Source organism: Pseudomonas zeae (assembly GCF_014268485.2).
Lineage (GTDB): Bacteria > Pseudomonadota > Gammaproteobacteria > Pseudomonadales > Pseudomonadaceae > Aquipseudomonas > Aquipseudomonas neuropathica.
In genome coordinates, this window is sequence record NZ_CP077090.1 from 2,449,715 (window position 1) to 2,463,303 (window position 13,589).

Below are 13,589 nucleotides of genomic sequence, written 5' to 3' on the forward strand. Positions count from 1 at the left end.
CGTGCAAGAGTTAATCGAGTCGGTAGGACAACTTTCGGCTAAGCAAAGAAAGGCTCTGGCGGTTCTGCTCAAGCAGAAAGGTGTCAACCTCTTTGACATTGCCCCGGTTTTCAAGCGCACGGCTGAAGAGCCGTTGCTGCTGTCCTACGCTCAGCAGCGCCAGTGGTTTCTCTGGCAGTGGGCGCCGCACAGTGCGGCCTACAACATTCCGACGGCCCTGCGTTTGCAGGGTCCGCTGGATGTCAGCGCGCTGGAGCGCAGCGTTCAGGCGCTGATCGAACGACACGAAACCTTGCGCACGGTGTTCTCCCAGGAAACCGCGCAACCTTTGCAAGTGGTCCTGCCCGCAGGGCCCTTTGCACTGGAGATTCATCAACTGAACGCTGAGCTGGCCAGCGACGCGGAGGCCTCGATCCAGGCGTTCGTGCAGACCCAGAGCCAGAAAACTTTCGACCTGCAGCACGGCCCGCTTTTGCGCGCAGCGCTGCTGCAAGTCAGCCCCAATGACTATGTGCTGGTGCTGACCCTGCACCACATCGTCTCCGATGGCTGGTCGCTGCAAGTGATGATCGAGGAACTGGTGCAGCTCTACGCCGGTTTCAACCTCGATCACGACGCCGGTCTGCCGGCGCTGCCGATTCAATACGCCGACTACGCCTTGTGGCAGCGGCAGTGGATGGAGGCCGGTGAACAGGAGCGGCAACTGGCCTACTGGCAAGAGAAACTCGGTGGCGAACAACCGGTGCTGGAACTGCCGATGGATCGCCCGCGCACCATCGAGCAAAGCTTCGCTGGCGCCAGCCATAACCTGATTCTCGACCCGGCGCTGAGCAACGCGCTCAAAGCCTTCGCCCGGCAAGAAAACGTCACCCTGTTCGTGGTCTTGCTGGCCTCGTTCCAGGCCTTGTTGCATCGCTACAGCGGTCAGGCCGACATCCGCGTCGGCGTGCCAAATGCCAACCGTGGCCGGGTAGAGATCGAGCGGCTGATCGGCTTCTTCGTCAACACTCAGGTGCTCAAGGCCGACATCGATGGGCAGATGTCCTTTGTCGATCTGCTGCGTCAGGTCAAACAGACCGCGCAAGAAGCGCAGGCCCATCAGGACTTGCCGTTCGAGCAACTGGTCGAAGCACTGGAACCGGGCCGCAGCCTCAGTCACAGCCCGCTGTTCCAGGTGATGTTCAACCATCAGGCCGAGCGCCGCGCGAGTGTCGAAACCCGTTTGAATGGCCTGAGCATCGAACCGCTGGAATGGCAGAGCCAGACCGCGCAGTTCGACCTGACCCTCAACACCACCGAACAAGCCCATGGCATCGAAGCCGTACTGAAATACGCCACCGATCTGTTCGACGCCGCGACCATTGAGCGTCTGGCACAACACTGGAATGCGCTGTTGCAGGCCATCGTCGCCGCGCCGACCCAGCGCATTGGCCAGTTGCCGATGCTCGATGCCGGCCAGCAGCAACAATTGCTGGCGCAGTGGAATCCCGAGCGGATCAAGCAACCGCTCGAGCAGTGCATTCACCAAGCCATTGAAGCGCAGGCCGAGCGTTATCCCGACGCGATCGCCGTGACGTACGACGGGCAACGCCTGACGTACGCCGGACTCAATCGCCGCGCCAATCAGTGGGCGCATGCGTTGATCGCCCGTGGCGTCGGCCCGGACGTGCGCGTTGGCGTGGCGGTCGAGCGTTCGCTGGACATGATTGTTGCCATCCTTGCCGTGCTCAAGGCCGGTGGCGCTTATGTGCCGCTGGATCCGGGCTACCCGGATGATCGCTTGAGCTACATGATCGCGGACAGCGGCATCGAGCTGCTGCTGACCCAGGGTCATCTGCTCGCGCAACTGCCGGTGCCACCGGGGCTGGCGTGCCTCGATCTGCATCAGGCGCCAGAGCCCGGCAATGAAACCAACCCGCCATGCCTGACCTCGCCGGACAGTCTGGCGTACGTCATTTACACCTCCGGTTCCACCGGTAAACCGAAAGGCGCATTGCTGCCGCACGGCAACGTCATGCGGTTGTTCAGCGCCACCGAACACTGGTTCGATTTCGGCCCGCAGGACAGCTGGACGCTGTTCCATTCCTACGCTTTCGACTTCTCGGTCTGGGAGATTTTCGGCGCGCTGTTGTATGGCGGCAAACTGGTGGTGGTGCCCCATGACATCAGCCGTTCTCCGGAAGATTTCTACACGCTGCTGTGCGATGAAAACGTCACCGTGCTGAACCAGACGCCGTCGGCGTTCAAGCCATTGATGCAGGTCGCCAGCGAGTCGACGCGCAATAACTCTCTACGCTACGTGGTGTTCGGCGGCGAGGCGCTGGAAGTGCAGAGCCTGCGCCCGTGGTTCGAACGCTTCGGCGACCGTGCGCCGACGCTGATCAACATGTACGGCATCACTGAAACCACGGTGCACGTGACCTACCGGCCGTTGTCGATGGCCGATCTTGAACAAAGCCACAGCAGCCCGATTGGCGAGCCGATTGTCGACCTGTCGTGGTACTTGCTCGATGGCTCGCTGAACCTGGTGCCACAAGGTTGCATCGGTGAGTTGTACATCGCCGGTGCCGGTCTGGCGCGGGGTTATCTGAATCAGGCCGGCATGACCGCAACACGTTTTGTGCCAGACCCGTTCAATCCGCAGGCCGGCGAGCGTCTGTATCGCACCGGCGACCTGGCGCGGCTGCGCGGCGACGGGGTGATTGAGTACATCGGCCGTATCGACCATCAGGTGAAGATTCGCGGCTTCCGTATCGAGTTGGGTGAAATCGAAGCGCAACTGCTCAAGCATGCCGATGTGCGCGAAGCCGTGGTGCTGGCGGTCGACGGTATCAGCGGCCAGCAACTGGCAACCTGGATCGTCGCCAACGAGGTGCTGGATACCGAAGGGCAGGGCGCACTGCGCGATTCGATCAAGGCGCATTTGCGCGAGACCCTGCCGGATTACATGGTCCCGGTCAGTTGGGCGTTCCTTGAGCGTCTGCCGCTGACCGCCAACGGCAAACTCGATCGCAAGCAACTGCCGCACCCGGAAGTCGCGCAGGTGCAGGAAGTTTATGCGGCGCCACGCAACGAACTAGAACAGCGTCTGGCCGAGATCTGGCAGGACGTGTTGAAGGTCGAGCGGGTCGGCCTAAACGACAACTTCTTCGAGCTGGGCGGCGACTCGATCATTTCGATTCAGGTGGTCAGCCGCGCGCGTCAGGCCGGCATTCGCTTCAGCCCCAAAGACATCTTCCAGCACCAGACCGTGCAGCGTCTGGCGACCGTCGCGCAACAGAGTGACGCGGTGCAGATGCAGCAGGGCGAAGTACTCGGCGACGCGTTGCTGACACCGATCCAGCATTACTTTTTCAACAGCGACATTCCGGCGCGGCATCACTGGAACCAGTCGATCCTGCTGACCCCGGCCACCGCGCTGCACGCGGCGCCGCTGGAGCAGGCGCTGCTGCAGTTGCAGCGCCACCACGACGCCTTGCGCCTGCGTTACCGGCAAACCAACGATGGCTGGCAGCAGAGCCACGCGCCGGCGGATCAGGCGCAAACCTTGTTGCGCACGGTCACCCTGGACGACAGCGCAGCATTGCCAGCGCTGTGCCTGGACTTGCAACGCAGCCTCGATTTGCTCGATGGCCCGCTGATTCGTGCAGTGTTGGTTGACTTGCCGGACGCCACTCAGCGTCTGCTGCTGGTGATCCATCACCTGGTGGTCGATGGCGTGTCGTGGCGGATTCTGCTGGAAGATCTGCAAAGCGCTTATCAACAACTGAGCAGCGGTCAGGCTGTGCGTCTGCCGGCCAAGACCAGCGCGTTCAAGGATTGGGGCGAGCGTCTGCAGAAGCATGCCCGTAGCGCTGAACTGGAAAGTGAACTGGATTACTGGCGCGGGCAACTGCGCGAGGTGTCCGTCGAGCTGCCGCTGGACAACCCGCAGGGCCAGTTGAGCAACCGTTTCGAGCGCAGCGTCGATACGCGTCTCGACGCCGAACGTACCCGTCAGTTGCTGCAACAGGCACCGGCGGTTTATCGCACCCAGGTCAACGACTTGCTGCTGACCGCACTGGCCCGAGTGTTGTGCCAATGGACGAACACCGACAGCGCCCTGGTGCAGCTTGAAGGCCATGGCCGCGAAGACCTGTTCGAGGACGTCGACCTCAGCCGCACGGTAGGTTGGTTCACCAGCATGTTCCCGGTGCGCCTGACCCCGGACGCGAGTCTGGAAACCTCGATCAAAGGCATCAAGGAGCAACTGCGCGCGATCCCGAACAAAGGCATCGGTTATGGCTTGCTGCGTCATCTGGGCAGCGCCGAGTCGCAAGGGGTCTTGAACGAACTGGCGCAACCGAAGGTGACGTTCAACTACCTCGGCCAGTTCGACAACAACTTCGATGAACACGCCCTGTGGGTGCCGGCCACTGAAGACAAGGGCGCCGGTCAGGACGAAAACGCGCCGATGGCCAACTGGCTGACCATCGATGGCCGGGTTTATCAGGGGCAGTTGAGCCTGACCTGGACCTACAGCGGTGATGTCTTCGAAGAGGCGACCATCAACGCGTTGGCCCGCGCCTACGAAGTGGCGCTGGGCGAGTTGATCGACCATTGCCTGAGCCACCCGAGCGGTGGTTTGACACCATCGGATGTGCCGTTGGCCGGGTTGTCCCAGGCGCATCTGGACAGCTTGCCGATCGCCGCCCAGCGCATCGAGGACATCTATCCGCTGGCGCCGATGCAGCAAGGCATCCTGTTTCACAGCCTGTACGACGCCGATGCCAGCGCCTATGTCTATCAGATGCTGCTGGATATCGACGGCCTCGACGTGGCGCGTTTCCAGCAGGCCTGGCAGCGCGTGGTGGATCGCCATGAAGTGCTGCGCGCCGGGTTCATCTGGGGTCGCGATGGCCTCGATGCGCCGCTGCAAGTGATCAATCGCCAGTTGACCCTGGAAATGCCTGAAGTCGATGTGCGCGGTGTAGCGGACTTGCCGGCCGTGCTCGAAGCGCGGGCGCAGGCTGATCGCGAACGCGGTTTCGATCTGCAGAATCCGCCGCTGCTGCGTCTGTGCCTGTTGCGCACGGCTGATGATCGCCATCGCCTGATTTTCACCTGCCACCACATCCTCATGGATGGCTGGAGCAACTCGCGGATGTTCGGCGAGGTGTTGCAGGATTACGCCGGTCAGCCGGTGCCAAGCGCGCAGGGCCGTTATCGCGACTTCCTGGTCTGGCTGCAAGGTCAGGACAAGGCGGGCGCGCAGGATTTCTGGCGCGGACAACTGGCCGCACTGGACGAGCCGACTCGACTGGCTTCGGCCTGTCACGGGCGTACCGTGCCGGGGCCGGGCAAACAGATGCATCGCCTGCATTTCGACCAAGCCTTCACTCAGCGCCTGAACGGTTTCTCCCGTCAGCAGCAAGTGACCCTCAATAGTTTGGTGCAAGCCGCGTGGTTGCTGGTGTTGCAGCGCTACACCGGTCAGGCCACGGTAGCCTTTGGTGCGACCGTGTCCGGACGTCCGGTGGATCTGCCGGGCATCGAGCAGCAATTGGGCCTGTTCATCAACACCTTGCCGGTGATCGCCAGCCCGCAAGCCACGCTCAGCGTCGGCGACTGGGTGCGCAGCGTGCAGGACAAAAACCTGTTGCTGCGCGACTACGAGCAGACGCCGTTGCAGGACATCCAGCGTCTGGCCCAACTGAGCGGCGAAGCGCTGTTCGACACCTTGCTGGTGTTTGAGAACTATCCGGTGTCCGAAGCGCTGGAGGCCAACCCGGGCGGTCTGCGTTTCGCTGGCCTGGAGCACCGCGAGCAAACCAACTACGGTCTGACCCTGATCGCCGGGGCCAGCGATGTCTTGAACCTGGATTTCAACTACCTCACCGAACACTTTGCCGAACGCAGCGTGCTAGGTCTGGCGGGGCATCTGGAAGAAGTGCTGCGTCAGTTCATTGAGGCGCCGCAGCGTCTGCTCGGTGAGATCGGCCTGTTGCCACTCGCCGAACGCCAGACCCTGGCGCAATGGAACGACCATCAGGCCGCGTATCCGGCTGAGCGGTTGATCCCGCAAAGTTTTGAACGTCGCGTCGCGGCGCATCCGCAGGCACTGGCCCTGAGTCATGCGGGCGTCGCCCTGAGCTATGCCGAGCTCAATCAACGCGCCAACCAGTTGGCTCATCATCTTGTCGCACTGGGTGTCGGCGCGGAAATCCGTGTAGGCGTGGCGATGCCGCGTTCGGCGGAGCTGGTCATTGCCCTGATGGCGGTGCTCAAGGCCGGTGGCACCTATGTGCCGCTGGACCCGGATTACCCGGCGGATCGCGTGGCCTACATGCTCGACGACAGTCAGGCGAAAGTATTGCTGACGCAGCAGTCGCTGCTGGCGCAACTGCCGCAGACCGATGCGCAGGTGGTGCTGGTCGAGGCGGGTGGTGCAGCATTTGCCGAGCAGCCTGCGGACAATCTTCCTGCGCGCGGGGATTCAGCCAATCTGGCCTACGTGATCTACACCTCCGGCTCTACCGGCAAGCCGAAAGGCGTGGCCATTGCCCATCGCAACGTGCAGGCGCTGATTCACTGGTCCGCCGAGGTCTACAGCGAAGACGATCTGCAAGGGGTGCTGGCGTCGACGTCGGTGTGCTTCGACCTGTCGGTGTGGGAGATCTTCGTCACCCTCGCACGCGGCGGCTCGATCGTCATGGCGCGCAATGCCCTGGAACTGCCGGACTTGCCGGAGCGCGATCAGGTGCGCCTGATCAACACCGTGCCGTCGGCGATTGCCGCGCTACAACGCACCGGGCAAATTCCGCCGGGCGTGCGCATTATCAACCTCGCCGGCGAGCCACTGAAGCAGAGCCTGGTCGACACGCTCTACCGCGAAACGGCGGTGGCGCACGTCTACGACCTGTACGGGCCGTCGGAAGACACTACCTATTCGACCTGCACCCGCCGCGAACTGGGTGGTCAGGCGAACATCGGCCGGCCGCTGGTCAACACCACGGCGTATATGCTCGACGGTCAATTGCAGCAAGCGCCGCTGGGCGTGGCGGCCGAACTGTACCTGGCCGGCGACGGCATCACCCGTGGCTACCTGTTCCGCCCGGGCCTTACCGCCGAACGTTTCGTGCCCAATCCATTCTCGAGCAGCGGCGAACGCATGTACCGCACCGGCGACCTGACTCGCTTCAGCGATGACGGCCGGATCGAATACGTCGGCCGCATCGATCATCAGGTCAAGGTGCGCGGTTTCCGCATCGAACTGGGTGAAATCGAAGCGCGTCTGCTCGCTCAGGACAGCGTGCGCGAAGGCGTGGTGCTGGCGGTGGATGGCCACAGCGGTCAGCAACTGGTGGCGTATGTGGTGCCGAGTGACAGCAGCCTCAGCCTCGAACAATTGGACGATTTGAGTGAAACGCTGCAGGCCGCGCTCAAGGCGCATCTGCCGGAATACATGGTGCCGGCGCAGTGGCTGTTCCTCGAACAGTTGCCGCTGACCCCCAACGGCAAACTCGACCGCAAGGCCCTGCCGGCAGCGGACGTCAGCCAGTCGCAGCGCGAATACGTGGCGCCGTCGACACCGCTGGAGCAGCAACTGGCCGAGGTCTGGCAGGACATCCTGAAGATCGAACGGGTCGGCGTGACCGACAACTACTTTGCGCTGGGGGGCGATTCGATCATCTCGATTCAACTGGTCAGCCGTGCGCGCCAGCAGGGGATTCGCTTCACCCCCAAAGACCTGTTCCAGCAGCAGACCGTGCAGAAGCTCGCCGCTGTGGTTGCGCTCGAGTCGTCGACCGACGAGGCGCCGGCGGATTATCCGCTGGCGCAACTCGATCAGGCGCAGCTCGATGCGTTGCCGGTGCCGGCCGACCAGATCGAGGATGTCTACCCGCTGTCGCCGATGCAGGAAGGCATGCTCTTTCACACGCTGTCGGATAACGGCAGCAGCCTTTACGTGCAACAGGTCAGCCTGCCGATCAAGGGCCTGGACGTGGAGCGCTTCCGTCAGGCGTGGGAATTTGTCATCGCCCGTCAGGCGATTCTGCGCACCAGTTTCCATTGGCAGGACGGCCTGGCCAAACCGTTGCAGGTGGTGCATCGCCATGCGCCGTTGCAAATGCAGGTGCTCGATTGGCGTGGTCAGGAGACCAGTGAGGAGCGGATTGCCGCGTTTGCCAGCGATGACCGCGCGCTCGGTTTCAATCTGGCCGATGCGCGTTTGTTGCGGGTGACCCTGCTGCGCCTGAGCGACGATCAGTACCAGATGATCTGGACCAGCCACCACATCCTCATGGACGGCTGGAGCAGTTCGCGGCTGTTTGGTGAGGTGCTGCAGTATTACGCCAAGGGCGAAATCATCGGCGAGAACGGTCGTTACCGCGACTTTATCGCCTGGTTGCAGGCGCAGGATCAGGACGCCCAGGAGCTGTTCTGGAAGGCGCGGCTGGCGGCGGTCAACGAGCCGACGGCACTGAGCCAGGCGATGCACCCGCGCCATAGCGCCGATGTCGCCGGTCACGATGCGATCTATTCGAACTGGGATAAAGCGCAGACCGCGCGGCTGTTGCAGTTCTGCCGCGACCTGCGCATCACCCCCAACACGCTGATTCAGGGGGCATGGTTGCTGCTGTTGCAACGTTACACCGGACAGCAGACGGTGACCTTTGGCGCCACGGTGTCGGGGCGTCCGGAAAGCCTGGCGAATGTCGGCAACATGCTCGGTCTGTTTATCAATACCTTGCCGATCATTCAAACCCCGCAAGCCGATCAGCGTCTGGCTGACTGGCTGGGCGAAGTGCAGGCCTACAACCTCGACATCCGTGATTATTCCCAGGCGCCGCTGGCGGATGTACAGCGCTGGTCCAGCCTCGGTGGGCAGGCGCTGTTCGACAGCATCGTGGTGTTCGAAAACTTCCCGATCGACGATCGCTTGCAGGAAGACAACGACACCGATCTGACCTTCGGCAAATCCATCGGCCATGGCGTGACCAACGTGCCGATGGACCTCGCGGTGATGCTCGGCGACGAGTTGTCGATCGAATACCTGTACCTGCGCAGCCATTTCAGCGCCGAGGCGGTTGTCGGTATTCGCCAGACCATGGAAAACACCCTCGCCGCGATGCTGGCGGCGCCATACGAGCGCCTCGGTAATTTGCAGCGCCTGAGCGGCGAGCAATGGCAAGCGGCGCAAGCCTGGAGCGCCGAGCCGACGCACACCCATCAAGCCGCGCTGTTGCCGGAACTGATCAGCCGTCACGCGCAACAGCAGCCGCAGGCCATCGCCTTGCAATGCGCCGGAATGAACCTGACCTACGCCGAACTCGAGCAACGCGCCAACCGACTGGCGCACTGCCTGATCGAACACGGCGCCGGGCCGGAAGTGGTGATCGGCGTGGCCTTGCCGCGCTCACTGGAAATGGTCGTGAGCTTCCTCGCCGTGCTCAAGAGCGGTGCGGCGTATGTGCCGCTGGACATCGACTATCCGCCGGAGCGTCTGGCGTACATGATCGAAGATTCGGGCATGGCGCTGTTGCTGACCCAGAGCAGTCTGCGCAGCACGTTGCCGGCGCCGCAAGGCCTGCTGCGTCTGGAAATCGATCACCTCGATGAAAGCCGTTATGCCGACCACGCCCCCGACTGCCGCGTGCAGGAACAGGGCTTGGCCTATCTGGTTTACACCTCGGGTTCCACCGGGCGACCGAAAGGCGTCGCGGTGACCCAAGGCCCGCTGAGCATGCACTGTCAGGCCATCGCCGAGCTGTACGAAATGGACGCCAGCAGTTGCGAGCTGCACTTCATGTCGTTCGCCTTCGACGGGGCCCATGAGCGCTGGTTGAGCACCTTGTACAGCGGCGGCCGTCTGGTGATTCGCGACGGTTGCCTGTGGACACCGGAGCAGACCTATCAGGCGCTGCACGACTACGGCATCACCATTGCCTGCTTCCCGCCGGCCTATCTCAAACAACTGGCCGAGTACGCGGCGGCCAGCGGTATTGCACCGCCACCCGTGCGCATCTATTGCTTCGGCGGTGACGCGGTGCCGGATCAGACCTTCGAGCAGGTCAAGGCTGCGCTGCGTCCGCAGTACTTCACCAACGGCTACGGCCCGACCGAAACCGTGGTCACGCCGATGCTCTGGAAAGTCCCGGCCAGCCAGCATTGCGAAGCGGCGTACGCGCCGATCGGCCGTGCCGTGGGCGCGCGCTCCCTGTACGTGCTGGACGAAGACCTGAACCCGCTGCCGCCAGGCTTTGCCGGCGAGTTGTACATCGGCGGCTATGGCGTCGCCCGGGGTTATCACGGGCGTCCGGACCTGACCTGCGAGCGTTTCGTGCCGAATCCGTTCGCGGCGGGCGAACGCTTGTATCGCAGCGGCGACCTGGTGCGTTTGCGCGCCGACGGCGTGGTCGATTACGTCGGCCGTATCGACCATCAGGTCAAGGTCCGCGGCTTCCGCATCGAACTGGGCGAAGTCGAGGCCAGTCTGCGCCAGTTGCCGTCGGTGACCGATGCACTGGTGATCGCCCGCGACAATGCCTCCGGCAAGCAACTGATCGGTTATGTGGTCACCGCAAGCGGCGAGGACATCGGCGATGAACTCAAGGCGGGCCTGCGCGCCGCGTTGCCGGAATACATGGTGCCGGCGCAGATCGTTTGCCTCAGTGCTTTCCCGGTAACGCCAAACGGCAAGCTCGATCGCAAGGCGCTGCCGGAACCGGAATTCAAAACCGAAGAATACGTCGCCCCGCGCAATGAGCAGGAAAGCCTGCTCGCGGACATCTGGGCGCAGGTGCTGCAGGTCGAACAAGTGGGCATCAGCGACAACTTCTTCGAGCTGGGCGGCGACTCGATTCTGAGTTTGCAAGTGATCTCCCGCGTCAGAAACCACCCGACGTTGCAGATGGATCTCAAGCTGCGCGACCTGATGCGTTATCAGACCATCGCCGGCATCGTCGAGCAGGAAGCGGCGAAGGAAGGCACGGCACAACCGCAGACGGACGTCACGCACGTGGCCGCCGAAGGCCTGTTCAATCTCTTGCCGATTCAGGAGTGGTTCTTTGCCGAAGGCATGGCCGAGGCGCATCACTACAACCAGTCATTGCTGTTGAGCGCGCGCCAGCCGCTGGACCTCGATGCGCTGGAGCAGGCACTGGGCTGGATCGAGCAACATCACGACTCGTTGCGCCTGCGTTTCTCCCACGAAGGTGGGCGCTGGTTGCAGCGTTACTGCGACCTCAGTGAACAGGGCGAGACGTTGCTTTGGCGCCGCGAGGCGGACAACAGCGAGCAGGTCGAAGCCTTGGCCAACCTTGCCCAGCGCAGCTTGAAACTCGATGACGGGCCGGTCTGGCGAGTGATGCACGTCGCCTTGCCGGATGGCCAGGCGCGCCTGCTGGTGGTGATTCACCACTTGGTGGTCGACACCGTGTCGTGGCGAATTCTGCTTGATGATTTGAAAGTGGCGTACGAGGCGTGCGTGCAGGGGCTGCAGCCGAAACTGCCGATTCGCACCAGCAGTTACCGATCGTTCGCCGAAGCCTTGCAGGCGCAGGCGCCGGTGATTGCCGAGCAGGAACTGGGGTATTGGCTGGAGCAACTGGATCAGCCGGGCGTCGATTTGCCATGCGACAACCTGCGCGGCAAAAACCTCGTGCGTCAGCAGGCACAGGCGCGGCTCAAATTGTCCCGCGAGCACACGGAACAACTGCTCAAACAGGCCCCGGCGGTGTATGGCACGCAGATCAACGACCTGCTGTTGTCGGCGCTCAGCCGTGCCCTGTGCCGCTGGAGTCAACAACCGTCGGCGCTGATCCTGCTCGAAGGCCATGGTCGTGAAGACCTGTTCGAGTCCATCGACCTGAGCCGCAGCCTCGGCTGGTTCACCAGCATGTTCCCGGTGCGTTTGCGCCCCGACAGCGACGACATCGGCCAGTCGATCATCAATGTGCAGGCACAGTTGGCAGCGGTGCCGCAGAAAGGCATCGGCTATGGCGTGTTGCGGCATCTGGCAGGCGCTGAGGTGTCGAGGCAACTGGCCGAGCTGCCGCAAGCGCGGGTCACGTTCAACTACCTGGGGCAATTCGACCAGAGCTTCGACGAGCAGGCCCTGCTGGTGCCGGCGCTGGAAGAAACCGGTGACAACTACAGCCTCAAAGCCAATCTGGGCAACTGGCTGGAAATTGTCGGCCAGGTCTATGACGGTCAGTTGGCCTTGCGTTGCATCTACAGCAGCCAGCGCTATCGCGCCGGCACCATGGATGCCTTGATGAGCGATTACCAGCGTGAGCTGGAAGCGTTGGTCGAGCACTGCATGGCACGCGCGGGCTGATCGCCACGCGTTCAGTCATCTTCGGCGGCGCTGCCGCGGCTCGCCCCTTTTTTGCCGATACAAGGATTTAAGCGATGTCGTTACACCCTGATCTGGAAGCCTTCCTCGATCTGGCCCAAGACAGCCAGGACGCCGGCCTGCCGGCCATGCACCAAATGACCCCGAGCGAAGCCCGCGCGACTTTCGAACAGACCACGGCGCAACTGCGCTGGCCGGCGCCTGAAGACCTGTTGGTCAGCGAAATCGACACGTCGGCACGTGATGGTGCGCCGCTGGCACTGCGCCTGTATCGACCCAATGCTGCGGTCTCGCCGATGCCGGTGCTGGTGTATTTCCATGGTGGTGGTTTTGTTGTCGGCAGCCTCGACTCTCACGACGGTGTGTGCCGCGAGTTTTGCCAGCGCACGCCGTGTGCGGTGTTGTCGGTCGGCTATCGACTGGCCCCGGAGCATCGTTTTCCAACGGCACTGGAGGATGGCGAAGACGCTTTGTCGTGGTTAGCGGAAAACGCCGTGAGTCTTGGGCTTGATACCTCGCGCGTGGCGTTTGGTGGTGATAGTGCCGGTGCGACCCTGGCCACGGTGCTGGCGATTCAGGCGGTGGTGCAACCGCATACTGTGGCCATCGCGCCGAAGGCACAGTTGTTGTGCTATCCGGTGACCGATGCTTCGCGCGTGCACGATTCGCGGTTGTTGTTCAGCGAGGGGTATTTGTTGGAGAGCGATACGCTTGACTGGTTTTATCAGCATTACGCCCGCAGTCCGCAAGATTATCTGGACTGGCGTTTTTCGCCGTTGTTGGCGGAGGATCTGCAGGGGGTGGCGCCGGCGATTGTGTTGTTGGCGGGTTTTGATCCGTTGCTTGATGAGGGGCAGGCTTACGCTGATAAGTTGCGGGGGCAGGGGGTGAGTGTTGAGGTTGAGCATTGTCCTGGGCTGACGCATGATCTGCTGCGGATGGCTTCGGTGATGCCTGATGTTTTGCGGGTGCATGAAGGCCTGAGCCGGGCGTTGGCGCGGGTGTTGGTTTGATTTTTTGGGGGGGTGGTTTTTGGGTGAATATCCGTTGCTGCGGTAATGGCTGCTTGGGGTTCCGCCCTTACGGCGGGTCACTTTTTACAAACGCCTAAAAAGTAACCAAAAACGCTTGCTCCTACGTGCGGCCCGCTCGCTGGGGCTCGGGGTTCCTTCGCTGCGGGATCGATCCGGGCGCAGCGCCTACGGTTTGCTTCGCTGCACCTCCTCTCGCTGTGTTTGGCTGCGCCAAA

Annotated in this window: 2 protein-coding genes; both read left to right on the top strand. The window is 62.5% G+C overall.

All coding sequences use genetic code 11. The features are described from left to right. The first annotated feature begins 1 nt into the window (after position 1). Complete coding sequence (locus HU754_RS10835; RefSeq protein ID WP_186623351.1) at positions 2-12,322, top strand: non-ribosomal peptide synthase/polyketide synthase; 12,321 nt, start codon at positions 2-4, stop codon at positions 12,320-12,322. A gap of 74 nt (positions 12,323-12,396) precedes the next feature. Next, positions 12,397-13,353 carry an alpha/beta hydrolase gene (locus HU754_RS10840; RefSeq protein WP_186623350.1) on the top strand — a complete coding sequence of 319 codons (957 nt, stop codon included), beginning with the start codon at positions 12,397-12,399 and terminating at the stop codon, positions 13,351-13,353. Positions 13,354-13,589: the final 236 nt, after the last annotated feature.